The organism is Paenochrobactrum glaciei (assembly GCF_039522165.1).
GTDB lineage: Bacteria > Pseudomonadota > Alphaproteobacteria > Rhizobiales > Rhizobiaceae > Paenochrobactrum > Paenochrobactrum glaciei.
In genome coordinates, this window is the sequence record NZ_BAAADE010000001.1 from 565,291 (window position 1) to 591,756 (window position 26,466).

Here is a 26,466-nt window from a genome sequence, read left to right on the forward strand (position 1 = left end):
AACCATACCAAAAGGTATTGTGAGCCATGACTGTGACAACAGCCCGATCGGATGACACTTTTTGGAACCGCTTCCCAATGCGCGTAAGACGGTTGATCTGGATTTGGAGCTTCCTTGCCCTGCCGATCCTGTTTTATTCCGTTATCCGGTTTTATCCGACAATTGAAGCATTCTGGCTTTCATTGACGGACTGGAATTTGATGAAGCCACCAAAATTCATCGGTTTCGCCAACTACACCAAGCTTTTTGCTGATCCGCAATTCTGGAAAGTGTTTAAAAACACATTCAGCTATTTGCTGATTGGTACACCTATCAGCCTCATTCTGGCCTTTACGATCGCGTTCTATCTGGATCGCGTCCGCTTTATGCATGGCCTGATCCGCGGCCTCTATTTTCTGCCATACCTCACCACCGCTGCCGCAATGGCATGGGTCTGGCGCTGGTTCTACCAGCCTGCCCCCATCGGCGTCATTAACAATGCGCTGGCACTGGTTGGTATTCCGCAGCAAGGTTTTATCCGTTCGGTGGAGCAGGCATTGCCATCCATCATGGTGACATCCATCTGGGCGGGCCTCGGCTTCCAGATCATCATCTTCATGGCCGGCCTTCGTGCTATTCCGAACACATTCTATGAAGCAGCCCGTATTGACGGTCTGGGTGAATGGGCAATTTTGCGCAAAATCACTATTCCGCTTTTGAAGCCAACGACCGTGTTTCTGGTTGTTTTCTCTTCCATCGGTTTCTTGCGCATCTTCGATCAGGTCTACAACATGACCACCAATGATCCGGGCGGCCCGCTGGGCTCAACCAAGCCATTGGTTCTGATGATCTATCAAACCGCCTTCTCCTCTTATGCGATGGGTTATGCGGCAGCTCAGACAGTTGTCCTGTTCTCTATCCTGCTTTTCGTATCGCTCTTACAGCTCTGGATTTTGAGGGAAAAGAAATGAGTACCACTGTTCAATCCCCCTCAATCAATTACAAAAACGTCAGACCAGGCCGTGTGCTGACATGGACATTATTGTTCATCGGCGGCATTATCATGGTCATCCCGCTGGCATTCATGTTTTCAACATCGCTGAAAACAGCCGGTCAGGTTTATGATCTCCGTTTGATCCCGAGTGCGCCATCGTTCCAGAACTATGTCACCATTCTCGCTGACGGACGTTTCCTGCGCTGGTTCTTCAACTCCATGTTTGTGGCGGTTGTCGTCACACTCTCCAACGTGTTTTTTGACAGTCTCGTCGGCTACACATTGGCAAAGTTCAAGTTCCGCGGCCGCAATTTCATCTTTATCGCCATTCTGTCGACACTGATGATCCCGACTGAAATGCTGGTTATTCCTTGGTATGTTATGTCGTCGAAGCTCGGCTGGCTCGATAGCTATTGGGGCATCATGTTCCCGGGTCTCATGACCGCTTTCGGAACCTTCCTGATGAAGCAGTTCTTTGAAGGTGTGCCGGATGATTTCCTCGAAGCTGCCCGCGTTGATGGTCTCAACGAGTTCCAGATCTGGTGGAAAGTGGCCATGCCACTTGTGACCCCTGCGCTCTCGGCACTCGCCATCTTTACCTTCCTTGGTAACTGGACAGCCTTCTTCTGGCCGCTGATCGTCACCACCAGCAAAGAGCTTTACACCTTGCCGGTTGGTCTCTCGAGCTTTGCGGTTGAACAATCCATCCAATGGGAAATGATCATGACGGGTGCTGCCATTGCGACGCTGCCGACCCTGTTGGTCTTCCTCGTGCTGCAACGCTACATCGTGCGCGGTGTGATGCTTGCCGGACTGAAAGGATAAATCATGTCAGACCTAGATCCACGCTTAAGCGACAAAAGCGTCTTTCCTGATCCGACCTATAAAGAAACGGTTCTCAAACCTCTCTTTGATGGCGCTAAAACCCACCATGTTGACGGTTTCCGCCGTATCGACCGTGCGCATCTGGTAATGCTGGTAGAAACCGGCATTCTGGATCATGCCCAGGCATCGGCTATTGCCGGTGCATTGGAAGCGATCGACCGTGATGTTGATCCGGCACAGCTTGTTTACACAGGCGAAGTGGAAGACTTCTTCTTCCTTATCGAGAAAGAGCTGAAAAGCCGCCTTGGCGCTGATATTGCCGGTCGTCTTCACACCGCTCGTTCGCGCAACGACATTGACCACACTTTGTTCAAGCTTGGCCTGAAAGAGCGCATTGATGCCCTGATCGCCAAAGCTCAGAACCTGCTGGAAGCGATGATCCGTGCAGCGGAACGTGAAAAAGCAACTCTGATTGTGGCTTATACCCACGGTCAGCCGGCACAGCCTTCCACCTTCGGCCATTATCTTTCTGCCGCCATTGAAGTGCTCATCCGTGATATCGAGCGCTTTGCAGAGGCACGCAAAATCGTCAATCTGTCGCCAATGGGCGCAGCGGCGATCACCACATCCGGCTTTCCGATCAACCGTGAACGTGTTGCGGAACTGCTCGGCTTTGCGGCGCCTTTGCGCAATTCTTACAGCTGTATTGCAGCTTCAGACTATATCACCTCGACCTATTCATCGATCGAGCTGATGTTTATCCATCTTGGCCGCCTTATTCAGGACTTCCAGTTCTGGACAAGTTTTGAAGTTGGCCAAATGTATGTGCCGAATGCTTTTGTGCAGATTTCATCGATCATGCCACAAAAGCGCAATCCGGTGCCGATTGAACATATGCGCCACTTGTCCAGTCAGACAATGGGTCGTGCGCGCACGGTTCTGGATGTCATTCACAACACACCATTTACCGATATGAATGACAGTGAAGGCGAAACCCAACAAATGGGTTATGAAGCCTTTGCATCCGCCAGCCGTGTGCTGGATTTGCTTGCCGCTTTCATCGAAGCAGTACGCATTGATCCGGCGCGTGTGCAGGACAATATCCGCCGCTCCTGCATCACCATCACAGAGCTTGCCGATTCACTGGTACGCATCGAAGACCTCTCCTTCCGTCAGGCACACGAAATTGCTGCAACCGTTGCTAAGGCCGTTGTGGCTAAAGGCGGCGGCTTGGCCAAAGACGGTTATGAGCCGTTTCTGGAAGCCTTCAAACATGCAACCGGTAAAGAGCCATCTTTTGACCGCGCCAAGTTTGAAGAACTGGTGTCGCCGGAATATTTCGTGCGCATCCGTGACCGTACCGGTGGCCCGGCTGAAAAACCAATGGCAGATGCTCTTGCTCATTATAAAGCAACAGCTCAGGCCTTTGTGGCTCAAACTGCCAAACAATCTGCCGACGAGGCCAATGCCGCGCGCGCGCTCAATGAAAAATTCCAAACATTGGTGGAGACACGCTGATGGCCACAATCGAACTTGAAAAACTGGTAAAGCGCTACGGCAATGTGGAAGCTGTCCGCGGCATTGATCTAAAAATTGCCGATGGTGAATTTGTGGTTTTTGTCGGCCCTTCGGGCTGCGGTAAATCCACCACCTTGCGCATGATTGCCGGTCTCGAAGACATCTCCGGCGGCACGCTGAAAATCGGTGACGAAGTTGTCAACGAGCGCGACCCGAAACAGCGCAATATTGCAATGGTTTTCCAAAACTATGCGATCTACCCGCATATGACTGTACGCCAGAATATCGGCTTTGGTCTTTATACTTCGAAACTCTCGAAGGATGAAAAGAACAAGCGCATTGAAGAAGCCGGCAAGATTTTGGGTCTGGAACCTTATCTCGACCGTCGTCCGGCTGCCCTTTCCGGTGGTCAGCGTCAGCGCGTTGCTATCGGCCGTGCGATGGTGCGTAATCCGTCTGCTTTCTTGTTTGACGAACCATTGTCCAATCTGGATGCGCAATTGCGCTCGCAGATGCGCATTGAAATCAAACGCCTGCATCAGCGCCTGAAAACCACCACTGTTTACGTCACCCACGATCAGGTCGAAGCCATGACCATGGCTGACCGTATTGTGGTGATGAAAGACGGCCACATCTTGCAGACAGGCACCCCGACCGAGCTTTATGAAAATCCGGTTGATGTGTTTACCGCCCGCTTTATCGGTAGCCCTTCGATGAACCTCATCAAAGGTCGTCGTTCCGGCGAAGGTGTGGAATTCACTGAAAGCGGTGACACGCTCATCGGTGTGCGTCCGCATGATCTGATTGCGCTGGCTGACAATGAAAAAGCACCGGCCGACGGCATCAGCCTGAGCGGCACCGTGCTGGCCGTTGAACCTTTGGGCCCTGAAACACTCATCCATTTGAGCGTTCATGGCGCAGAAGTGATTGCCACCGCACCGGCGAAATTCATTCCGGCAGCAGACAGCACTGTAACAGTGCATGCAGCAAGCGGCAGCCTCTATCTGTTTGATGCAAAAACCGAGAAAAGCTTAGGCCGACTATGAGTTCTGCATCATCACCACGTCCTGCTGTTCTCAGCATCGGGCGTATATATTGTGATTTGATTTTCACCGGTCTGGAAGCACTTCCGGAACTCGGCAAGGAAACATTTGCACAAGATATGAATATTGCAGCAGGGGGCGGCGCTTTTATCACCGCCGCTCACCTTGCCCACAAAGGACGTGCCTGCGCCTTGCTGGCACGCCTCGGGCTTGATCCGCTATCTGTTGGCATTCTGCCGGAACTGATGGCCACTGGTGCCGACCTGCGTTTTCTGGAACGCTGCGAAACAGCAGGGCCGCAAGTAACCGTTGCCAGTGTTGTTGATAATGACCGTGCTTTTCTTTCACGCCGTGCAGGCACCGCCCTTCCGGCAACATTGGAAGAAGCATTAAACTGGAGCGAAGCTGGTCATCTGCACATTGCAGAATATGCCACTTTGCATGAAATCCCTGATCTGATTACGCGTGCCAAAGCCAAAGGTCTGACCATATCGCTTGATCCGAGCTGGGATGAAACGCTGATCTATGATCCTGCATTGCTAGAAGCTTGTAAGGGCGCAGATATTTTCTTGCCTAATCAGGAGGAAGCGTTGGCGATCACCGGCCATAAAGATCCGGTTGCGGCATTAAACGCATTGGCCGAGCATTTCCCATGTGTGGTGCTTAAAGGCGGTGCGGATGGTGCATGGCTGAAGGCTGGCGACCTGCAATTGCATCAATCAGCAGAAGCCGTCACCGTTGTGGATACAACAGGTGCAGGTGATGCGTTTAATGCTGGCTTTATCGATAGCTGGATGCAGGGTGTGGGCTTTGAAGCAGCACTTGGTGAAGGCATTATATGCGGTAGTCTGGCGGTACAAGCTGCCGGCGGAGCCGCTATCTTAGCGGTGAAGCCATAATGAGAAAATGTGGTGCCGCACTTTTAGCGGTGAAGCCATAACTAAACAAAGTGGTGCCGCTATTTTGGCGGCAAAACCACAATCAAACATCCTCAGCCGCCTCGCGAATAGTCTGTATCAGAATTTGCAGGGCGGCTGATTGTACCATATCGGTGCGCATAGTCAGCCCGACCGGCCCCTTGGTTTCATCCGTATCAATATCAAGCGGCACCAGTTTGCCTTCGGCGACATCAGCCGCAGCAACACCTTCCGAAATAATCCACACTGCATCGCTTTCCCGCACGAATGCCCGTCCGAAAGCGTCCGATACTGTTTCAATCTGGATTGGCAGCGCACCGATACCATTAGCAATCAGCAAGCGATCCACAAATGGCCGGATGATAGATTTACGCGTCGGCATCAGCACTGGAAACTGCGCAATATGATCGAAAATAGGTGTATTTTCATGCGCCAGCGGATGACCGGCACGCACTAAAAACAAAACTTTTTCCGAATATAAATGTTCGAAAAAGAACCCCGTCATTTTCTCCGGCGCCGCCAGTCTCCCGACCACCAGATCCAGATCACCAACGCGCAACTGTTCAAGCAGAACCGAGTTTTCGCCCGTTACAATTTTAATCCGGCTGCCGGTTTTTTCTGTCAAAAACAGGCTCATCGCACGCGGCATGATACGGGTGGAAACCGTTGGCAAAGCACCAATGCGGATCGGGGGGCCCGAACCATCAACCTCTTGCGAAACAGAATCAAATCCTTGCCGCAGCGCCGTTAAAGCGGTTCCGGCATGGCGCAAAAACACATCACCAAAGCGCGTAATTTTAATGCCGCGACCATCGCGTTCCAACAAAGGAACACCTAAAATATCCTCCAGCTCGCGCATGGTTTTGGTAACAGCAGGCTGGCTGACATGCAGGATTTGCGACGCTTTCATCACACTTTTCTGACGTGCGACTTCCACAAATGTGTGCAAATGACGGAACTTGATACGGTTGCTGAGCATATTCACATAACCTCCCAGTTATGAATATGCGCGTTAATATCATTTTACTTAACCAGATGAAAGCGCCAGTTTAAAAATCGTGAGGAGACAGTCAGTGCAATTTATTCGTCTAAACAATCAAACCACCCATTATGCTTTTGAGAAATCCGGTGCGGCAGCCGATTCAGCGCCGGTGATTGTTTTCATCAATTCGCTCGGCACCGATATGCGGATTTGGGATGATGTGAAGACGCAGCTTAAAGGTGAATTTTCGCTGCTGACTTATGACAAGCGCGGTCACGGTCTCTCTGACGCCGGCACCACACCTTACACGATTGATGAACTCGCTGATGATCTGATCGCATTTCTGGAAGCGCTGACATTGGAGCGCGTCATCTTATGCGGCCTTTCGGTGGGCGGTTTGATTGCACAAGCACTTTTCGCCAAAAAACCAGAACTTGTTGCAGGGCTTATTCTCTCCAACACCGCCCATAAAATCGGCACGGCTGAGATGTGGCGCACACGCATTGATGCCATTTGCCAAAACGGCTTGAGCAGCATCCTGGCGCCCACGATGGAGCGTTGGTTTACGCCTGCATACCGCGTGCCTGACAATGCGGCTTTTGCTGCCTATTGCAACATGTTTACCCGCCAGCCGGTTGATGGCTACACCGCCACTTGTGAGGCGCTGGCGCAGGCTGATTATACGGCGCAAGCGCAACAGATTTGCGTGCCCACCTTATGCCTTGTCGGCGATCAGGATGGCGCAACCCCGCCTGCCCTTGTGCAGGAAATGGCCGACCTCATTCCGGCAGCAGAATTTATCATGCTTGAAAAATGCGGCCACATTCCTTGTGTGGAACAGCCACAGATTTTTAGCCAAACAATCGCAAAATTCATAAAAAATATCTGAAACGGAGAATAACCCATGGCCGAGAATTCCGCGTCACCGTCGCGTTATGAGCTTGGGATGCAAGTGCGCAGATCAGTGCTTGGTGATGACCATGTTGATCGTGCATCTGCATTGATTACCGATATTGACCGTAAATTTCAGCAACTGATTACGGAATCGGCATGGGGCACCGTCTGGGCAAGTGAGGGCCTGACCAAACGTGAGCGCTCGATTGTCACAATTGCTTTGCTAGCAGCGCTCGGTCAGGATGAAGAACTGGCCATGCATATTCGTGCGACCGTCAATACGGGTGCCACACAACAAGATATTTGCGAAGCACTGATGCATGTCGCCATTTATGCAGGCGTTCCGGCATCCAATCATGCTTTTAAAATCGCCAAGAAAACCTATGAGGGTATGGACGCAGCCGGAGGGGAGAAATGATGAAAAACAGCAAACCTGAAAACGGCCCTTTTTACGGGCGCGATCATACGATCCATGCGCCGGCCTTTACGCCTCAATATAAGACATCCGTCTTGCGCTCACCCACCCGTGCGCTCCTGTCGCTGGAAGGCACCAAGAGCGAAATTACCGGCCCTGTCTTCGGCCATAATATGCTCAATGAACTGGATAATGACCTTATCCTCAATTATGCCAAACCTGGCGAAATGGCGATTGGCCCGCGCATTTTAGTGCATGGCCGTGTGCTGGATGAAAACAACCGCCCCGTTGCCGGTGCTTTGGTCGAGTTTTGGCAAGCCAATGCGGGCGGCCGCTACCGCCATAAAAAAGACAGCTATCTGGCTGCCATCGACCCGAATTTTGGTGGCGTTGGCCGCACTATCACCGATGAAAACGGTTATTACTGGTTTAAAACCATTCAACCCGGCGCCTATCCGTGGCCCAATGGCGTGAATGACTGGCGACCAGCCCATATTCACTTTTCCGTTTTCGGCTCCGGCTTTTCGCAGCGCCTGATTACGCAGATGTATTTTGAAGGTGACCCGATGATCTGGCGTTGCCCGATCGTTACCACGATACCGGATAAAGCAGCGATTGAACGGCTGATTGCCGCCGTTGATATGAATGCGACCATGCCGATGGATATGCGCGCCTTTAAATTTGATATTACCTTGCGTGGTCGCCGTTCGACCATGTTTGAAAACCGCATGGAAGGAAACTAACATGGTTCAGCCACTCGGTTATTTAAAAGAAACAGCCTCGCAAACAGCAGGCCCATATGTTCATATCGGCCTGACACCAAATTTTGTCGGCATTCACGGTATTTTCAAAGACGATCTTGGCTCCGGCTCATTGGTAAATGACAAGACCCGCGGCGAACGCATTACCATTACAGGCCGTGTTTTTGACGGCATGGGCGCACCGCTCAAAGATGCGTTGGTGGAAATCTGGCAGGCCGATGCGCAAGGTTTTTACAACAGCCCGATGGAAACCGCTGGCAAAGCGGATGAAAATTTCAAAGGCTGGGGACGCTGCCCTGCCCATATGGATACGGGTGAATTTACCTTTGAAACCATCAAGCCCGGCCAGGTTGCCTTTAAAGACGGGCGCATGATGGCGCCGCATGTCACTTTATGGATTGTGGCGCGCGGTATTAATATGGGGCTGCACACCCGCATGTATTTCTCTGATGAAGAGGAAGCCAATGCACAGGATCCGCTGCTGGCGCGTATTGAACACAGAGCACGCGTTGACACCCTGATCGGCAAACGGGACGGTAACAATTATCACTTCGACATTTACATTCAGGGCGAAAAAGAAACCGTCTTTTTGGATATTTAACGCATGAGCATTTGTGTTTTTGATCATCCGTTTCTCTCAGGTCTTTTCAAAGATGCAGCCGTGGACAAATTGTTTTCGGCCAGCTTCGATGTGGAGGAGATGATCCGGTTTGAAACGGCGCTGGCAAAAGCACAAGCGGAATTGGGCTTAATCCCTGCTGCGGCGGCTTTGGCAATTGCTGAAGCTGCCTCAAGCTTTCAGGCTGACATGGCAAAGCTTAATCAGGCAACGGCACGCGACGGTGTGGTGATACCGGAGCTGGTCAAACAGTTGCGCGCCCATGTCGGTGAAACCCATCGTCAATATGTGCATTTTGGTGCCACCAGTCAGGATGTGATTGACACAAGCCTGATGCTGCGACTGAAGGTTTTCAGGCAATTGGCCGAAGAAAAACTGGCGCAATTGCTGCAAAAGTTAGAAGCACTCGATCAAGCTCATGGCAAACGTGGATTGACCGCTTATACGCGGATGCAGGCAGCTCTGCCGGTGACCGTCCATGACCGCATCACCAGCTGGGTTGAACCTTTAAAACGCGCTCAAATCCGGCTTGAGCAATTACATTTTCCGCTGCAACTGGGCGGCGCGGTTGGCACATTGCGTGATTTTGGCGATCAAGCCACCGCCTTACGCGCGAAGCTTAGCCTTATGCTCGCCCTTGATGATCTGCCGCAATGGCAAAGCGCGCGTGATATCATCACCGATATTGCCCATGTCTTTGTGACACTCAGCGGTAGTTTAGGCAAAATGGGGCAGGATATTGCACTGATGGCGCAAGGGGCAAGTGAGATTGCTTTGTCGGGTGGCGGCGCATCATCAGCCATGCCGCATAAGCAAAATCCGGTCAATGCAGAGATTTTAGTGTCACTGGCGCGCTTTAATGCAGTGCAAATATCCGCGATGCAGCAATCCATGATCCATGAGCAGGAGCGTTCCGGCGCAGCATGGAGCCTTGAATGGATGGTGCTGCCGCAAATCTGCGCGAGCCTTGCAGCAGCGCTTAATATCGGCATCCGCCTGACAGATCAGATTCAATCGCTTGGAAAGGATCACTAATCGCGATATACATAACCTAAAGGTTATCGTTTCCCGCGATTAATTCATTTTACATTACCAGCTTCGCAGTCAAACTAGGCTGGAGAATTCATATATCACTTTGCAGCAACCGGTCTGTTCTTCGACAACTTTCCGGTTTGTGTGCATCGGTTTTCTCGGGAGGAAAACATGAAAAAACTGACGCTTACCGCTCTGGCCGCCTTTGCGCTCACCGCAAGTGCTGCTTATGCTGATGTGATTAAAGTGGGCATTATCGGCCCGATGTCGGGGCCTTTTGCCTTGCAGGGCAAGAATTTTAAAGCCGGTATTGATGCTTATATTGCCGAACACGGCAATAAAATCGGCGATGATACCATCGAAGTGATTTATCGTGACGTTCCGCAGGCGGATCCGGCACAGTCAAAATCTTTAGCGCAGGAACTGATCGTCAAAGAAAAAGTCCAGTATCTGGGCGGCTTCTTCTTTACCCCTGATGCGATGGCTGTCACGCCTGTTCTGCAACAGGCCAATGTGCCGATGGTGGTTATGAATGCTGCCACATCAACAATCGTCACCAAAAGTCCTTATGTGGTGCGTACATCCTTCACCACATGGCAGACATCCCTGCCAATCGCGCAGGTAGCGCTGGATAAGGGTGCAAAAAAAGTCATCACTGTCGTTAGTGATTATGGCCCGGGCATTGATGCCGAAAACGCTTTTAAAGCTGGCTTTACCAAGATTGGCGGCGATGTGGTTGAAACCATCCGTATGCCGCTTAACACCAATGATTTCAGCCCGATCATGCAGCGCGTGAAAGATTCCGGCGCGGAAGGCGTTTTTGCATTTCTGCCAGCTGGCCCGACAACCCTCGGTTTCATGAAATCATATGTTGATAATGGTCTGAAATCCGCAGGCGTGCAGCTTTTTGCACCCGGTGATCTGACACAGGAATCCGATCTTCCGGCATTGGGTGAAACAGCGCTTGGCGTACTGACCACCTTCCATTATGCGCTGTCGCATGATTCCGCCGAAAACAAGAAATTTGTTGAAGATGCCAAGAAAGCCATCGGTAATCCTGAAGAGCTTTCCTTCCCTTCAGTCGGTGCTTATGACGGTATGCATGTCATTTACAAAATGATTGAAGCCACCGGCGGCAAGCAGGATGCAGCAAAGGCTGTTGATGCGGTTAAAGGCATGGAATGGATGAGCCCGCGCGGCCCTGTTTCCATTGATGCTGAAACCCGCCATATCACGCAGAATATTTATCTGCGCGAAGTCGCGAAAGCCGATGACGGCACCTATTACAACAAAGAAATCCAAACCTTTGAAAAACAGGGCGATCCGGGTCTGGACGCACAATAATCCTGATACCAAAATAAACACGCATACGGCCTTTCATATCAGGCCGTATGCTTCCATTGCCCCCGTTTAAAGGTGTTACTCAGGCTTTTCACGCTTCAGACACATGTCTATTGTGAGATGATCTGATGAACTCTTCAGGAAAATACTGATGCAAACTGTGCTCAGCATAGCTGTCGATGCCCTTGCTTATGGCATGGTGCTTTTTGTCATCTCCATCGGACTGTCCGTGACAATGGGTCTGATGCGGGTTGTCAATCTTGCCCATGGTGCCTTTGCGATGATCGGCGGTTATTTCGCTTCTTATGCCACCCAAGCACTCGGCCTTCATTATAGCGTTGCAATTTTACTGGCCGTAATCGGCACTGTTATTATTGCTGTGCCTATGGAGAAACTGCTCTATCGGCGCATTTATGGCGCACCGGAATTAACCCAAGTGCTGATGACCATCGGCATCACATTTTGCATCATCGGACTTACCAATTATATTTTCGGGCCAACGCTCAAAACCGTGCCGATTGCTGAAACCTTGCGCGGGTCAGTTGATCTTGGCTTCCGCTCTGTTGCCAAGCACCGTCTATTTGCAATTGTCTGCGGGTTAGTTGTGGCAGGCGGCCTCTGGTATCTGATTGAGCGCACCAGCTTCGGCGTCAAATTACGTGCAGCTGTTGATAATGCCAATATGGCCGCTGCCTTAGGTGTGCGCACAGAAATCATCTATGCGGTGAGTTTTGCGCTGGCCATTGCACTGGCTGCTTTTGGCGGTGTGGTGGGTGCAGAAATGTTGCCGCTAGAACCTTATTATGCGCTGCGCTATATGGTGACCTTTCTGGTGGTGGTTTCTGTGGGCGGCCCCGGCTCTATTCCGGGTGCATTATTTGCCTGTCTGCTGCTTGGCGGCATCGACACCACAGCCCGCTATCTCGCACCTGAATATGGCGAATTTTTCTTCTATCTGGCGGTTATCATCATCGTCACATTATTCCCGCGCGGTCTGGCAGGGAGACTGAAAAACAAATGAGCACTTTGTCTTCGATCCCGACACGACGTTCGTCACGCTTTTCCGGCCTGATCGGCCTTGGCATCATCATTTTATGCAGCATTGTCGCTTACTTCATGTTCCCCGACAATCTGGCGCTTCTCACCCGTATTGTTGCGATTGCGCTGCTTGTGCTGTCGCTTGATCTGGTCACCGGCTATTGCGGCATTGCCACCCTTGGTCATGCAGCCCTTTTTGGTGCCGGTGCCTATGGTGCGGGCATCGCCTCTGCACATTTTGGTATTCATGACCCGATCCTGATGACGCTGATCGGCGCGACCGGCGGTGCCATTGCCGGCCTTTTTTCCGGCTTCATCATCCTGCGTGCCCACGGGCTGGCGCAATTGGTTCTTTCCATTGCGGTGGTGCATCTCTTTCACGAAGCGGCCAACAAGCTCTCCGGCTGGACAGGTGGCAGTGATGGCTTGGGCGGCATCATGCCGTCACCATTGCTTGGCATGTTTGAGTTCGATCTTTGGGGGCGCACGGTTTATGTTTATGCCATCGTGTTGCTGGTTGTGGTTTTTGCCCTGCTCAAACTCATCACCCGCTCGCCATTCGGCATGCTATGCCGTGGGGTCAAAGAAGACGAAATCCGCATTTCCTCGATGGGCGCATCTGTGCAAAAAGTCCAGTTGCAAATGTATGTAATCTCCGGCTTTGTCGCTGGTATCGGCGGCTCGTTAAACGCAATTTCAACACAAGTGGTCGGCCTCGACAGCCTCTCCTTCACCATGTCGGCAGAAAGTCTCGTGATGCTGGTTCTGGGCGGCACCGGTTCGCTTTACGGCGCCCTCATTGGCACCGTTTCCTTCATGTGGTTTGAAGATGTGGTTTCAGCGGCTAATCCGTTCCATTGGCTCACCATGGTCGGCGCTTTGCTCATTGCCGTTGTTCTTTTTGCACCACGCGGCCTTTACGGCACCGCTGTGCAGTTTATTTCCAGCAGGAAAGGTCGAAGCTGATGAGCACGATCTTTGAAGTCAGCAATTTACGCAAAAACTTTGGCGGACTGGCCGTCACCAATGATGTGTCCATGTCCATTGCCAAGGGCGAGCGCGTTGCACTCATCGGTCCTAATGGCGCCGGTAAAACCACCTTCGTCAATCTTGTTACCGGCAATCTTGCCCCCTCCTCCGGTTCGGTCTCGCTAAACGATAAAGACATCACCCATTTAAGTGCGATGGATCGGGTTAAGCGCGGTTTGGTGCGCTCATTTCAAGTGACACGCCTTTTTTATGAAATGACACCGGAAGAACATGTGGCTTTGGCGATTTTGCAACGTGAAGGCAAAACCTCACGCATTTTCGGCAATTACCGCCATATGCCTGCCGTTATGGAAGAAGCCTATGAGATCCTGCATATTCTGGGGCTCACGGAACTGGCACAGCTGAAGGTCAGCGAAATTGCCTATGGCCAGCAACGTCTGCTTGAAATTGCCTTGGCTTTGGCGCTGCGACCAAAAGTTCTGCTGCTTGATGAACCTGCTGCCGGTGTGCCGCAAAGTGAAACCGCCCGTATCGAGCAGGCACTCGATGAATTACCGGCCGATCTTGCCGTGATCATGATTGAGCATGATATGGAGCTGGTTTTCCGCTTTGCCAAACGAGTGATTGTTTTGGCCGCAGGTGCCGTTATTTTTGACGGTCTGCCGGAAGATGTGGTGCAGGATGCGCAAGTGCGTGCCGCTTATCTGGGGAGTTATGCGCAATGAGTGCTGCATCACTGGAAATCCGTAACTTAAGCAGCGGTTATGGCCCGACCCGCGTGATTGAAGATATTTCTCTGAACGTTGCTCCGGGTGAAAGACTGGCGATTTTAGGCCGCAACGGTGTCGGTAAAACCAGCCTTTTTGCCTCTATTGCTGGGCAAACCAAACGCTATGGCGGGGAAATCTTTCTGGGTGGCAAAAACATCACCAGTCTTGCCCCTGCCGCACGCGCATTGGCAGGGCTTGGCTATGTGCCGCAAACACGCGATGTTTTCCCAACCCTCACCGTTGAAGAAAACCTGTTTGTCGGCCTGAAAAAGCGACCGCAAAGCGCGCTTGAAGAAGCCTATGAAATGTTTCCGCGCTTGAAAGAGCGACGCAAGAATTTAGGCTCGCAATTATCAGGCGGTGAGCAGCAAATGCTCTCCACCGCCCGCTCGATTTTAGGCGAACCAACCCTGCTTTTGCTTGATGAGCCATTGGAAGGTTTGGCGCCTGTTATCTGCGAGGAGCTGATGGCGGCTTTTTCCCTGCTCGCGCAATCGGGCAAAATGACCCTGCTGCTGGTAGAGCAACGCATCCAAAGCGCACTCGATTTTGCTGATCGGGTTGTTATTCTGGAACGCGGGCAAATTGCATGGACAGGAAGCTCGGCAGAACTATCCGCTGACAAAGAAACAGTCGAGCATTTACTTGGTGTCGGCGGGTTACATTAAACCCGCCCACCAGCCCAATCCTGCAAAAACCATTAAAACCTATAATAAAGTTGTAAATCCCCCGAAAACCCTGCTATTTAATGAGCCTGCAAACAGGAATAATTTTCCACTGTACGTACAGTATTTAGCAAGGCAATCCTGCTTTACATGTCTCAAAAGACATTTCATTCAGGATGAGAGACAGGGTTTTTAAGCATGTCCGATCAAGCGCTCGCGCGCCGTAATGTTATGGTGCTCACCGCCGCTCAGGCTTTAGGTGCAGCTGCCCCGCCAATCATCATTTCATTGGGTGGCATTGTCGGACAAATGCTAACCCCCGACCCAACCCTTGTGACACTGCCTGTCAGCCTGTTCAATTTAGGCCTTGCTGCCGGTACAATTCCTGCCGCCATTTCCATGCGCTATTATGGCCGGCGTACCGGTTATTTGTTTGGTGCTACGATCGGCTTGATTTCCGGCCTGATTGCCACTTTCGGCATTGTCAGCCAAAGCTTCCTGATTTTCTGTCTCGGTACTTTTGTGGCCGGTTTTTATGGCTCTTATGTGCAGAGCTATCGCTTTGCCGCCGCCGATGCCGCAACCGGCGAGTTTAAAGCCAAAGCCATCTCCTATGTGATGATCGGCGGTTTGGCAGCAGCGGTCATTGGCCCCCAACTTGTGATATGGACGCGTGATGCATTCATCACCGCACCATTTGCAGGCAGCTTTTTAAGTCAGGCCGCTTTGGCAGCACTTGCCATCCCTGTTCTGATGATGCTGAAAGTGCCGCGCGAACGTAAACCATCAAAAACCGATGTCAGAGAAGGTCGTCCGTTAAGCGAAATCATCAAAAGCCCGCGCTTCATTCTGGCGGTGGCCGCTGGTATGGTTTCCTATGCTTTAATGAGCTTTGTCATGACCGCCTCGCCTATTGCGATGGTTGGCTGCGGCTTCACCGTTGGCGAGGCAGCTATGGGCATCCAATGGCACGTGCTTGCCATGTTTGGCCCAAGCTTTTTCACCGGCAGCCTGATTGCACGCTTCGGCAAAGAAACCGTCACGGCCGTAGGCCTGCTGCTGATTGCCGCCTCCAGTGCCGTTGCGCTTGCAGGTCTGGAGCTTGGCAATTTCTGGTCATCTCTCGTGCTGCTTGGTGTCGGCTGGAACTTAAGCTTCATCGGCGCAACCGCTCTTGTCACCGAATGCCATACGCCGGAAGAACGTGGCCGTGTGCAAGGTGCAAACGACTTCCTGATTTTCGGCACAGTTGCCGTTGCGTCCTTCTCCTCCGGCACATTGCTTTCAGCATCCGGCTGGGAAGCGATTAACTGGATGGTGTTCCCGATTGTTACCGTCATCATCATTCCATTGATGATTCAGGCCCGTAACAAAAAGAAAGCGCGTCAAGCCATCGCCTGACACGCATGAATGAATAAAAAAAGCGCAAGGTTTTCATCAAAACCTTGCGCTTTTTTCGTTTTTATAAGCGAATATTATTCGCGTTCTAATGCAACAGCAATGCCTTGGCCAACGCCAACACACATGGTCGACAGTGCATATTTACCGCCTGTCAAACCAAGTTCTAATGCCGCTGTGCCAGTGATACGCGCACCCGACATACCAAGCGGATGACCAAGCGCAATCGCTCCGCCATTCGGGTTTACTTGATCCGCATCATCCGCCAATCCCAGCTCACGCAAAACAGCCAAGCCTTGTGACGCGAAAGCTTCGTTAAGCTCCACCACATCAAACTGATGCGGCTTAAGACCAAGACGCGCACAGAGTTTTTGCGTGGCAGGCACAGGCCCAACGCCCATAATGCGAGGGCTGACACCGGCAGAAGCGCCACCCATAATACGGGCAATCGGCGTCAATCCATACTTATTGACGGCTTCTTCTGATGCAATAATCAGCGCGGCGGCGCCATCATTGACACCAGACGCATTGCCAGCGGTTACGCTGCCACCTTCGCGGAAAGGTGTGCGAAGTTTGGCCAATGCTTCCATTGTCGTCTCGCGCGGATGCTCATCTGTATCCACCACAACCGGATCGCCTTTGCGCTGCGGAATGGAAACAGGGGTGATTTCTTTTGCCAAGCGGCCGTTGTCCTGCGCTGCTTTAGCTTTTTGCTGGCTGCGCAGTGCAAAAGCATCCTGATCAGCACGCGACACATTGTAATCGGCAGCAACATTCTCACCGGTTTCCGGCATGGAATCGACACCATATTGCTTTTTCATCAACGGGTTGATGAAGCGCCAGCCAATGGTCGTGTCATAAATTTCAGCTTTACGCGAAAAGGCACTATCAGCCTTCGGCATCACGAAAGGGGCGCGGCTCATGCTTTCCACGCCACCGGCAATCATCAATTCTGCTTCACCGGCACGAATGGCACGGGCAGCATAAATGACGGCATCCATGCCGGAGCCGCAAAGACGGTTGATGGTGGTGCCGGAAACACTCACCGGCAAGCCTGCGAGCAACAAAGACATGCGCGCGACGTTACGATTATCTTCACCGGCCTGATTGGCAGAACCATAAATCACATCATCGACGGCTTCCCAATCAACATTAGGATTACGTGCCATCAAAGCGCGCAAAGGCACAGCACCCAGATCATCCGCACGCACAGAAGACAAAGCACCGCCATAACGGCCGATTGGTGTGCGGATATAATCGCAAATATAAGCTTCACTCATGATAGCTTTTACGCCTCCCCTTGGTGCGCACGTTTGGTACGGGCATGGATATCACGCAATACGCGCAGTTCATTTTCCGTCGGCACCGGTGTTTCCACCACATGATCAGCAAAACGAATATCCCAGCCGCAATTTTCAACGATCTGCTCACGGCTGACACCCTGATGAATGGATGTCACTGTCAGCTCTTTTGTTGTCTCATCCGGTTCCAGAATACACAAGTCTGTAATCACACGGGTCGGGCCTTTTGTTGTCAGCCCCAAGCGCTCACGGTGATTGCCGCCTTCGCCATGCCCCATCGAAGTGACGAAAGGCAGTTTTTCAACAAAACCACGTTTGCTGAGCGCCATTGTGATGAAAATCTGGCCACAATTGGAAGCGATTTCCGGTGCCCCGCCACCACCTGGCAAACGCACTTTTGGCTGATCATAATCACCAACCACAGTGGTATTCAGATTGGCAAAGCGATCGATCTGCGCACCGCCCAAAAAGCCGGTCGTGACATGACCGCCCTGTAACCAGTAACGGAACATTTCCGGCACCGAAACGGTAAACAAAGCAGTGTCGCATAATTCGCCATCACCAATGGAAAGCGGCAATACATCCGGCTTGGTGCCGACAGTGCCGCTTTCATAAATCAGGGTAATGTCAGGGGCATGGGTCAAACGCGCCACATTGCAGGCGGCAGACGGCGCACCGATGCCGACAAAGCACACATCGTCATTGGTCAACGACCGCGCAGCAGCAATCGTCATCATCTCATTCGGAGTAAAATCAGACATCACGCTCTCCCGCTTAATTCTTGGCCGCTTTGGCATATTGGGCAAAATCTTCCGGTGTTTTTTCCAGAATATTTTCCTTCACCCATTGCTGGAAACTATCGCGGTCACGCGCGATTTCATCCCATGCCAGATAAAAAGCATTGTTACGCTTGTAATAACCTTGCGCATAAGACGGGAAAGCACCACCCGGCACAGCAACAACAGCTGTGACCGCCCATGAAGGCAGCACCAGCGAATTAGGCGAAGCCGGTTGCAATTCATCAACGATTTCTTCAACCGTCACCACCGAGCGTTTGGCCGCCAGCACAGCTTCCTTTTGCACGCCGACAATACCCTCGATCAGCACATTGCCTTTGCGGTCAGCACGCTGCGCATGGATAAGCGACACATCAGGACGAATAGAAGGAACGGCTGCCAGCACCTCACCGCTAAACGGGCATGTCACCGATTTAATTTGCGCATTCACCTTTGGCAGATCAGCGCCGATATAGCCGCGCAACATGGCAAAAGGTAAGTTAGCAGCACCGGCCTCATAAGCATTGGCCATTGCGGCATGGGAGTGTTCTTCCACTTCCAGCTTATGCGGCCAGTGTTTTTCCACCGCATCGCGGAAACGGTGCAGCGAACCCACACCCGGATTGCCGCCCCATGAAAATTTCATCTTTTTGACAGCGCCGACACCAATCAGCTGATCGTACAAAATATCCGGTGTCATACGGATAATGGTCAGATCTTTGCGCCCCTGACGGATAGCCTCATGACCAGCCGCATAAGGGATGAGATGGGTGAACCCTTCCATCGCAACCGTATCGCCGTCTTTGACATTTTCTGCAATCGCTTGGGCAAGCGTCATTATACGCGCCATAACTGCTTAACTCCCGATTTTTCAAAACCGCCCGCAATGCTGCGCCTGATCAAAGGTCAGCACTGCCTCTTAAAATCAAGGTTAGGCATTATCGCTCTTATCGGTCAAATAATTTGTGCGATATTTGACATTTGTTCAATAGTCGCACAAATTATTTATTATGGAGTTGCACTGTTTACAGACTATAAGACCACCCAAAAGCGATCAGAAAAGGCAAACAAACCAAATGCAAAAAACAGATTTTATCGGTGGTCTTGCCAAGGGTTTACAGGTGATTGAGGCTTTTGCAGCCGATAAACCAAGAATGTCGATTACTGATATTGCCAATGTAACCGGCCTTGATCGCGCCACCGCCAGACGCTGCCTGCTCACCCTCGCACATCTCGGCTACGCAGAATATGACGGCAAGTTTTTTATGCTGCAGCCGAAAATTCTACGCCTCGGCCATGCCTATTTATCGGCAACGCCATTGCCGACGATTCTCCAGCCGGTGCTGGATCAGCTCTCAGAAGAAGTCGGCGAAAGCGCTTCCGCATCAGTGCTGGACGGCAATGAAATTGTTTATATCGCACGCGCTGCACAAATGCGGGTGATTTCCATCAATCTTACATCCGGCAGCCGCCTGCCTGCCTATTGCGCCTCGATGGGGCGCGTTTTGCTCAGCGCCTTGCCGCCACAAGAAGCACTCGGCATTCTCAACACCACCGACAGAATTGCCAAAACCGAATTTACCCGCACATCCATTGCCGATCTGACCGCCGAACTTGATCAGGTGCGAAGCCATGGCTATGCGATTAACGATCAGGAGCTGGAACTGGGCTTGCGCTCTATTGCCGTGCCGGTTTTCAATCACCGCAATCAAGTGGTCGCTGCCATCAATATCGGCGCGCCTGTCGCGCATGTGTCAGTGGAAGAATTACGCGACCGCTTTTTACCCGCCATGCTCAAAGCCCAAGCCGCTTTGCGCAGTCTGCTTGGTTAAGGCTCTCCAACCTCACCACTTAAGCGCTGATGTTCACTCAAGCGATATTGGCGCGGGGTTTGGCCTGTTTCACGCAGAAAAAATCTGGAAAAATAAGCCGGATCGCTAAAACCAAGATTATAGCTGATCGTCTGCACCGAATGCGGCATAGCCACCAATTCGCGCTTTGCCGCTTCAATCAGTTGCGCACTGAGTAACTCCTGCACAGTCTGCCCCGTTATTTCACGCGTGACACGATTGAGATGAATGGGTGTCAGGTGCAGAGCCTCGGCATAGAAACCAACCGGCAAATGCTCCCGAAAATGGCGGCGGATCAATTCCAGCAGCCTCTCCATGCGCCGCTCATTTTGCGAGGCACCAAAGCCAGCCCGCTCGGAATGCGCCTTCACCGCATGACGCCCCACCATCAGCAAAGCACTGGTCAGATGGGTTTCCAACATATGATTGCGCAAATGATTGCGGGCGGAAAACTCCTCATAGAGCAGCCTGACCGTTGCGGCCAGATAGCTTTGCACAGGCTCTGGCGCATTATGCATCAGCACCAGTTGCGGCTTGTTCAGCCAGTCTGCCGATGAGCGCCCGTCTTGCAAAACCGGCATTTCCGGCTGCAAAATCGTCGTGATATGACCAATAATATCACGCGAAAAAGCAAAGCCGTGGCTAAAATCCGGCGGCATTAAAATGGCGCAAGGACCGGTAAATTGCAGTGTTTCATGTTCCAGAAACACACTGCCCTGCCCGCTTTCAATGTAAAGAAACTGATAGAAATTATCATGCCGGTGCAATTTGATTTCAAATTGATGCAGGCTGCTTCGGGAGAAAATCGTCTCGCTATGCAGCCAAAAATCCGGCTTTTCGTCAGATTTCTCACCATAAAGCTCATATGTGGGCACAGATTTAAGCATAATCCAAGCTAACACAATGTTTAAAAAGTACAACTCTATGTGTGAAAAGTGCATTGTAAGAAATTACGACCCACCCAGAATAAGCGCTTCAGAATGCGTCGGAGGATTGAATGCGCACACAAGTAGTTATTATCGGGTCGGGACCATCAGGGCTGTTACTTGGTCAATTACTGACCAAAGCCGGTATTGATAATATTATTCTCGACCGTGTCAGCCCGGATTATATTCTTGGTCGTGTGCGTGCAGGTGTGCTGGAAGAAGGTATGGTCAGCCTGATGGATCAGGCCGGTGCATCGCAAAGATTGCATCAGGAAGGGCTGCCGCATGAAGGCATTTCATTAGCCTTTGACGGGCAGGACCATCGCATTGATCTTACAAGCCTCACCGGCAAACGCGTTATTGTCTATGGCCAGACAGAGGTGACCCAAGACCTGATGGATGAGCGCGCAAAAAGTGGCACACAAGGCTTTTATGAAGCGCAAAACGTAACGCCCCATGACTTCGACAGCGATCAGCCTTATGTCACTTTTGAAAAAGACGGTGTTACCCATCGTATTGATTGCGATTATATTGCGGGTTGTGATGGCTATCACGGCGTCTGCCGCAGATCAGTGCCTGAAAAATCCATCCAGAATTTTGAGAAGATTTACCCCTTTGGCTGGCTTGGAATTTTGATCGATCAGCCCCCCGTCGATCACGAGCTGATCTATGCCAACCATCCGCGTGGTTTTGCACTTTGCTCCATGCGCTCGGAAACCCGAAGTCGTTATTATATCCAATGCGCGCTGGATGAAAAAATCGAAGACTGGAGTGATGAGCGTTTCTTTGACGAGTTGCGTCGCCGCCTCCCTGCAGTTCATGCCGATAATTTAAAAACCGGCGCCTCCTTTGAAAAATCCATTGCGCCTTTGCGTTCGTTCGTGGCCGAACCGATGCGCTTTGGCCGGATGTTTCTGGTCGGCGATGCCGCACATATCGTGCCGCCAACCGGTGCCAAAGGGCTCAATCTCGCCGCCAGCGATGTGCATTATCTGTTTGAAGGCCTGCGTGAGTTTTATGCGGAGAAATCCAAAGCCGGTGTGGATGCCTATTCAGCCCGCGCTTTGGCACGCGTCTGGAAGGCTGAGCGTTTTTCATGGTCTATGACCACAATGCTGCATCGTTTTCCTGAAATGGGTGCTTTTGACCAGAAGATACAAGAAGCTGATCTTGAATATCTTGTTCATTCAACTGCCGCTTCTACTGCACTGTCAGAGAATTACGTAGGACTTCCTTATTAATTACTAAATATATATTTCAATAATCAAAATGGTCGCATTATAAGTCATGAGTATAAATCATGATAAATGCGGCCATTTTGACCATCTATTGAAATTGAAAATAAAAATACTACATATAAAAAGCAATATGGAGTGTTTTTATGTCAACAAATACCAATGAAAGACCTGAAAACAGGCATGAGCGGGCTGATAGAATTGCTCGTGAACTGATTGATGCTGAACGTAACAAAGTTCAAAAGAAAACCGAACGGCTTCGTGCTCTGCGGTTAGAAATGGAAAAATGGGACAACCGATCTGATATCATCAGCGCCCCCTTAGCTTTTAAATAAGCCTTCGACATGCCGCGGCGCTATACCAGCGAAGCGGCATTTTTTATGCGCAAAGATGACGCATATATACAAGGCAGTTTAGTTTTTAATTTAAGGGGAAGTGTTTCGAAATGGTACGGTCGAGTGGATTTGAACCACTGACCTCAGGAGCCACAATCCTGCGCTCTAACCAACTGAGCTACGACCGCGTACCTTTTCTTCATCAACAGGAGCATGTGCTGCACTGCTGATAGGGGTCACATACGGAGAATCGTTCCATATTGCAAGCCATTATCGTGCTCTTTTCTGTGAAATATCGTAAGAAATTCAAAGAAGCACCAGAAATTCACAGCAAAATCCATATTCGCAGCTCAAATCACCTCAAAATTCTTTACCAATCACGCGCGTTAACTACGTTTTGAAAAACCGCTGCCTCAAAAGAGCTGTAATTATAGACCAGCAAGGGCATAAGCTTTATTAAGGGAATATTAAGGTTTTGAACTGAGACACGGCGAGAGTTGAGCATGCAGGGACGCTATCCCTTTATTGATATTGTAGCACTGGGAAAAATCCGCAGCGGTTTTGCCAGAGCAAATGCTCAAGCTCTTTTTAGCGCCGATCTTCATTCGCTTATCTGGATCAATGCTTCAGGTGCGGCTCTTTTTGGCATTGCCGATATTTATAGCGCCGATGAAGCAACCGATATTCTCAATGCAACCAGCCAGCGCCAAATCACCAGCCAGCTAAGCTCGATGCTGCCGGATGAAAACCGCACAATTTCTCTGCGGCTGGGAAGCAACCTGCAACAGTTTCAAATCTCTCATCTGAGCCTGCCTGATGGGGCGAAAGCCGTTTTGCTGGAATCAAACCAGCAATTTGAGCACGTCCCCACCCTCACCGATCATCCGGTTCTGCGCGGGCTTGATAGCGCCAACAGCCATGCAGCTTTGTTGGATGCAAATGGCAACATCATTGCCAGCACCAAAAGCTTTAGCAAAGCAGGCATTGCACCAAGCACCCTGACCGATCTGACCATTGAAGTGGCCGATGCTGCCGATCATATGTTGAAGCGCCGCATCCGCGCCGACAACCGCTCAATTCCTGGCGCCATTATCCGCCTTGAGCATGAACCGGCCTTGCATCTTCTTTATATCGTTGCCGATGAGGCTGAGTTTAGCGACAAGCCTGCCTTGCCGGAAAGCGCTCCTGCCCTGGCACAACAGCCGCAGCAGTCGCAGCGTTTTCGCTTTGATCCGGAAGCGCCGATTACACGCTTTGTCTGGAAAGTGGACGCAGATCACGTCTTCACCGAATTATCCGACAATTTTGCCGAAGTTCTGGGCCCCAAAGCAGCTGACATTATCGGCCGTCGTTTCAATGATGTTGCCAATGTTTTCGGCCTTGATCCGCATAATGAAATTGCACATTTGTTGCAAAGCCGCGCCACATGGTCTGGCCGCCGTGTAATGTGGCCGGCGGAAGGCACTTCTTTGCATGTACCGGTTGAGCTTGCAGCCCTGCCTGTTTTTTCACGGGATCGAGAATTTGCCGGCTTTAACGGCTTTGGTGTCGTGCATGTGGCAGACGCTTTGCCTGACCCTGAAAAAATCGGCCTCTGCCTTTCCGGTGATTTGCCGCCGCGCACTGTTGAAAAACCTGTTGAGACCGCAAAAATTGAAGCGCCGTCACCGGCCGCAGTGGCTGCCGAGGTACAATCCATCCTGCCAAAGCGCAGTGAAGAACTGATTGCTGAACTTGCCAGACAGCAAGTGCAGCAAGCTGCCAAACAAACCAAAGAACCAAAACCGGCAGAAACCACCACACGATCAGAAAGCGGTTTAAGCGACACCGAACGCAATGCTTTCCGTGAGATTGCCGATCGTCTGCGCCGTCAGGGTTTAGCCAGCCAGCGCGATGATTCGCCTTTTGCCAAAACACCTGCACCAGCAGAAGATAAAACAAGCGAAGCTGACGCGCCGGAACAGCACACATTGCCTTTCCGCAATGATGCAGCCTCACGCATTGAGCGCCCGCTGTTAAACCTGCCGGAGTTCAACAAAAAGCCATCCACTGCGCAAGCTGATGCAACGCCAGCCGTTAAGGCAGCCATTGAGCCGCAACCGGCACCTTTGTTGCAAGACGACAAAAAAGAAGAAAAGCCAGCAGCCGTTGCGGCCAAGCCTGTTGATGAAGCGCATATGCTTGCCCATGTGCCGTTTCCGCTGATCCTGCACACCAATGGCAATGTGATTTATGCCAATCCGGCCTTTTTGACATTGACCAGCTATCATAACAGCGATGAGATCAACCAGAGCGGCGGCATTGATGCGCTTTTCAACACCGAGCGCGATGATGACAGCCATGATGATTCCATGGTGCTGCGCCATCAGGATGGCAGCGAACACCCTGTCGATGTGCAACTGCAATCCGTGCCCTGGCACGGCCAGAAAGCGCTGATGCTCAGCATCATGCCAAAGCAGGTTACTGTTGCCGCCGCGCCGGTGACTGAAGCGCCAGCACAGACACTGGCGCCATCACCGGATCAGGCACCTGTTTTCGAGCCACAGCCAGAAGCAGAAACCAAAAGTGAAACAACTGCTGACAATACGCAGTTAAAAGACAGCGAAGCCTCGCGCCGCCGCCTGCAAACGCAAGTGGAAGAGCTGACCTCCATTTTGGACACAGCTACTGACGGCGTTGTGCTGATCGACAATGACGGGCTTATCCGTTCGCTCAACCATTCGGCTGCTGCACTCTTTGGCTATGAAGAGGATGAAATTCGCGGCAAGAGTTTCTCACTGCTTTTTGCTATTGAAAGCCAGCGCTCGGCGATGGACTATCTCAACAGCCTTTCCGAAAATGGTGTGATGAGCGTATTGAATGACGGGCGCGAAGTGATTGGCCGCGAAGCACAAGGCGGCTTCATTCCGATGTTTATGACATTGGGTAAACTGCCTGCTTCCGACAGTTTCTGTGCTGTGTTGCGCGATATTACGCAGTGGAAACGCGCCGAAGAAGAGCTGACCTCCGCACGACGCGAAGCCGAACGCGCATCCGGTCAGAAAACCGAGTTTCTGGCACGGATCAGCCATGAAATCCGCACACCGCTTAATGCCATTATCGGCTTTTCCGAACTGATGGCAGACGAGAAATTCGGCCCTATCGGCAATCAGCGTTATCGCGATTATTTGCGCGATATCAACCGTTCCGGCAATCATGTGCTGACACTCGTCAACGATCTGTTGGATATTTCCAAGATCGAAGCTGGTGCGCAGGAGATGGATTTTGAAGCCGTATCCCTCAATGATGCGATTTCAGAAGCCGTTGCTCTGATGCAGCCGCAGGCGAACCGTGAGCGGGTGATTATCCGTTCCAGCTTTGCCTCAAACTTACCGGAAATTGTTGCTGATGTCCGTTCAATCAAACAAATCGCGTTAAACCTGCTTTCCAATGCAGTGCGCTTTACGCAAGCTGGCGGACAAGTGATTGTCTCCACCAGCTATGAAATGAACGGCGATGTCATCATGCGCGTGCGTGACACCGGCGTTGGCATGGACAAGAGCGAAATTGAACAAGCCTTAAAACCATTCCGTCAGGTTAATAACCGGATGCGCCGTCATAGCGAAACATCAAAAGACTGGCGCAATGAAGGCACTGGCTTAGGGTTACCGCTCACCAAGGCGATGGTTGAAGCCAATCGTGCCCAATTGACGATTAATTCCAATCCGGGTCAGGGCACAGTGGTGGAAATCACCTTCCCGCCAACCCGCGTGCTTGCTGATTAGTTTTAAATTTCTGCAACTTACACCGTTGCAATTGTTTTGCCTCCACGCCGCCTTTGAGAGAAAACGACTCTCAAAGGCGTTTTTTTATGCTGTTATGC

Annotated in this window: 25 protein-coding genes and 1 tRNA gene; 20 read left to right on the plus strand and 6 right to left on the minus strand. The window is 51.3% G+C overall.

Annotated elements, in window-relative coordinates:
- Positions 1-26: 26 nt before the first annotated feature.
- From ABDZ76_RS02765 to ABDZ76_RS02785, 5 genes are read left to right on the plus strand one after another with little or no spacing between them, the layout of a single operon-like run.
- The gene (locus ABDZ76_RS02765) at positions 27-950 is read left to right on the plus strand and encodes a carbohydrate ABC transporter permease (protein WP_343800976.1); all 924 of its coding nucleotides are present in this window, start codon (positions 27-29) and stop codon (positions 948-950) included.
- The gene (locus ABDZ76_RS02770) at positions 947-1,798 is read left to right on the plus strand and encodes a carbohydrate ABC transporter permease (RefSeq protein ID WP_343800979.1); all 852 of its coding nucleotides are present in this window, start codon (positions 947-949) and stop codon (positions 1,796-1,798) included. Before ABDZ76_RS02765 ends, ABDZ76_RS02770 begins: the two co-directional genes overlap by 4 nt.
- A 3-nt stretch (positions 1,799-1,801) precedes the next feature.
- On the plus strand, positions 1,802-3,316 hold the full coding sequence (gene argH / locus ABDZ76_RS02775; RefSeq protein WP_343800982.1) for an argininosuccinate lyase: 1,515 nt from the start codon (positions 1,802-1,804) through the stop codon (positions 3,314-3,316).
- A complete protein-coding gene (locus ABDZ76_RS02780; protein ID WP_343800985.1) occupies positions 3,316-4,362 on the plus strand; it encodes an ABC transporter ATP-binding protein in 1,047 nt (348 codons plus the stop codon). Before argH ends, ABDZ76_RS02780 begins: the two co-directional genes overlap by 1 nt.
- Positions 4,359-5,258, plus strand: coding sequence for a carbohydrate kinase family protein (locus tag ABDZ76_RS02785; RefSeq protein WP_343800988.1), 900 nt, complete (start codon positions 4,359-4,361; stop codon positions 5,256-5,258). The genes ABDZ76_RS02780 and ABDZ76_RS02785 overlap by 4 nt, the downstream gene beginning before the upstream one ends.
- An 82-nt stretch (positions 5,259-5,340) precedes the next feature.
- On the opposite strand, the gene pcaQ is transcribed toward ABDZ76_RS02785, so the two are convergent.
- A complete protein-coding gene (pcaQ, locus tag ABDZ76_RS02790) occupies positions 5,341-6,255 on the minus strand; it encodes a pca operon transcription factor PcaQ (protein WP_343802975.1) in 915 nt (304 codons plus the stop codon).
- Between the two features lie 94 nt (positions 6,256-6,349).
- Between pcaQ and pcaD the strand changes: the two genes are divergently transcribed.
- The 11 genes from pcaD to ABDZ76_RS02845 all read left to right on the plus strand — a co-directional run bounded on the left by pcaD (position 6,350) and on the right by ABDZ76_RS02845 (position 16,184).
- Entirely contained in the window at positions 6,350-7,147 is a 798-nt protein-coding gene (pcaD, locus tag ABDZ76_RS02795; RefSeq protein ID WP_343800990.1) for a 3-oxoadipate enol-lactonase, read from the plus strand.
- A gap of 15 nt (positions 7,148-7,162) precedes the next feature.
- Positions 7,163-7,570 carry a 4-carboxymuconolactone decarboxylase gene (pcaC, locus tag ABDZ76_RS02800; RefSeq protein WP_184220863.1) on the plus strand — a complete coding sequence of 136 codons (408 nt, stop codon included), beginning with the start codon at positions 7,163-7,165 and terminating at the stop codon, positions 7,568-7,570.
- Positions 7,570-8,310 (plus strand): protocatechuate 3,4-dioxygenase subunit beta, encoded by a 741-nt coding sequence (gene pcaH / locus ABDZ76_RS02805; protein WP_343802978.1) that lies wholly within the window; start codon positions 7,570-7,572, stop codon positions 8,308-8,310. Before pcaC ends, pcaH begins: the two co-directional genes overlap by 1 nt.
- Position 8,311: 1 nt before the next feature.
- Entirely contained in the window at positions 8,312-8,929 is a 618-nt protein-coding gene (gene pcaG / locus ABDZ76_RS02810; protein WP_343800994.1) for a protocatechuate 3,4-dioxygenase subunit alpha, read from the plus strand.
- Between the two features lie 3 nt (positions 8,930-8,932).
- Complete coding sequence (locus tag ABDZ76_RS02815) at positions 8,933-9,982, plus strand: 3-carboxy-cis,cis-muconate cycloisomerase (RefSeq protein ID WP_343800996.1); 1,050 nt, start codon at positions 8,933-8,935, stop codon at positions 9,980-9,982.
- Between the two features lie 168 nt (positions 9,983-10,150).
- Complete coding sequence (locus tag ABDZ76_RS02820) at positions 10,151-11,323, plus strand: ABC transporter substrate-binding protein (protein ID WP_343800999.1); 1,173 nt, start codon at positions 10,151-10,153, stop codon at positions 11,321-11,323.
- 148 nt (positions 11,324-11,471) lie between these two features.
- Positions 11,472-12,341 (plus strand): branched-chain amino acid ABC transporter permease, encoded by an 870-nt coding sequence (locus tag ABDZ76_RS02825; RefSeq protein ID WP_184220874.1) that lies wholly within the window; start codon positions 11,472-11,474, stop codon positions 12,339-12,341.
- Positions 12,338-13,324 (plus strand): branched-chain amino acid ABC transporter permease, encoded by a 987-nt coding sequence (locus ABDZ76_RS02830; RefSeq protein WP_343801003.1) that lies wholly within the window; start codon positions 12,338-12,340, stop codon positions 13,322-13,324. Before ABDZ76_RS02825 ends, ABDZ76_RS02830 begins: the two co-directional genes overlap by 4 nt.
- Positions 13,324-14,073, plus strand: coding sequence for an ABC transporter ATP-binding protein (locus ABDZ76_RS02835; protein WP_184220880.1), 750 nt, complete (start codon positions 13,324-13,326; stop codon positions 14,071-14,073). The genes ABDZ76_RS02830 and ABDZ76_RS02835 overlap by 1 nt, the downstream gene beginning before the upstream one ends.
- Positions 14,070-14,786, plus strand: coding sequence for an ABC transporter ATP-binding protein (locus ABDZ76_RS02840; protein WP_343801010.1), 717 nt, complete (start codon positions 14,070-14,072; stop codon positions 14,784-14,786). Before ABDZ76_RS02835 ends, ABDZ76_RS02840 begins: the two co-directional genes overlap by 4 nt.
- 195 nt (positions 14,787-14,981) lie before the next feature.
- A complete protein-coding gene (locus ABDZ76_RS02845) occupies positions 14,982-16,184 on the plus strand; it encodes an MFS transporter (protein ID WP_343801013.1) in 1,203 nt (400 codons plus the stop codon).
- A gap of 74 nt (positions 16,185-16,258) precedes the next feature.
- Here ABDZ76_RS02845 and pcaF read toward each other — a convergent pair whose 3' ends face one another.
- From pcaF to ABDZ76_RS02860, 3 genes are read right to left on the minus strand one after another with little or no spacing between them, the layout of a single operon-like run.
- Positions 16,259-17,461 carry a 3-oxoadipyl-CoA thiolase gene (pcaF, locus tag ABDZ76_RS02850; RefSeq protein WP_343801016.1) on the minus strand — a complete coding sequence of 401 codons (1,203 nt, stop codon included), beginning with the start codon at positions 17,459-17,461 and terminating at the stop codon, positions 16,259-16,261.
- A gap of 8 nt (positions 17,462-17,469) precedes the next feature.
- The gene (locus ABDZ76_RS02855) at positions 17,470-18,243 is read right to left on the minus strand and encodes a CoA-transferase subunit beta (protein WP_343801019.1); all 774 of its coding nucleotides are present in this window, start codon (positions 18,241-18,243) and stop codon (positions 17,470-17,472) included.
- Between the two features lie 13 nt (positions 18,244-18,256).
- Positions 18,257-19,108 (minus strand): CoA transferase subunit A, encoded by an 852-nt coding sequence (locus ABDZ76_RS02860; RefSeq protein ID WP_343801022.1) that lies wholly within the window; start codon positions 19,106-19,108, stop codon positions 18,257-18,259.
- Between the two features lie 226 nt (positions 19,109-19,334).
- Between ABDZ76_RS02860 and ABDZ76_RS02865 the strand changes: the two genes are divergently transcribed.
- Positions 19,335-20,090 (plus strand): IclR family transcriptional regulator, encoded by a 756-nt coding sequence (locus ABDZ76_RS02865; RefSeq protein ID WP_343801025.1) that lies wholly within the window; start codon positions 19,335-19,337, stop codon positions 20,088-20,090.
- Here the strand turns inward: ABDZ76_RS02865 and ABDZ76_RS02870 are convergent.
- The gene (locus tag ABDZ76_RS02870) at positions 20,087-20,995 is read right to left on the minus strand and encodes a helix-turn-helix domain-containing protein (protein WP_343801028.1); all 909 of its coding nucleotides are present in this window, start codon (positions 20,993-20,995) and stop codon (positions 20,087-20,089) included. The genes ABDZ76_RS02865 and ABDZ76_RS02870 overlap by 4 nt on opposite strands.
- Before the next feature lie 110 nt (positions 20,996-21,105).
- Here ABDZ76_RS02870 and pobA point away from each other — a divergent pair, with 110 nt between their 5' ends.
- Both pobA and ABDZ76_RS02880 read left to right on the plus strand, forming a co-directional pair.
- Positions 21,106-22,275: a 4-hydroxybenzoate 3-monooxygenase gene (pobA, locus tag ABDZ76_RS02875; protein WP_343801031.1), complete on the plus strand. Its 1,170-nt coding sequence runs from the start codon at positions 21,106-21,108 to the stop codon at positions 22,273-22,275.
- Positions 22,276-22,415: 140 nt separating this feature from the next.
- Positions 22,416-22,604: a hypothetical protein gene (locus tag ABDZ76_RS02880; protein ID WP_343801034.1), complete on the plus strand. Its 189-nt coding sequence runs from the start codon at positions 22,416-22,418 to the stop codon at positions 22,602-22,604.
- Positions 22,605-22,715: 111 nt separating this feature from the next.
- Here the strand turns inward: ABDZ76_RS02880 and ABDZ76_RS02885 are convergent.
- Positions 22,716-22,792, minus strand: a tRNA-His gene (locus ABDZ76_RS02885).
- A 315-nt stretch (positions 22,793-23,107) separates the two neighbouring features.
- On the opposite strand from ABDZ76_RS02885, the gene ABDZ76_RS02890 reads away from it, so the two are divergent.
- Positions 23,108-26,368, plus strand: coding sequence for a PAS domain S-box protein (locus ABDZ76_RS02890; RefSeq protein WP_343801037.1), 3,261 nt, complete (start codon positions 23,108-23,110; stop codon positions 26,366-26,368).
- Positions 26,369-26,466: the final 98 nt, after the last annotated feature.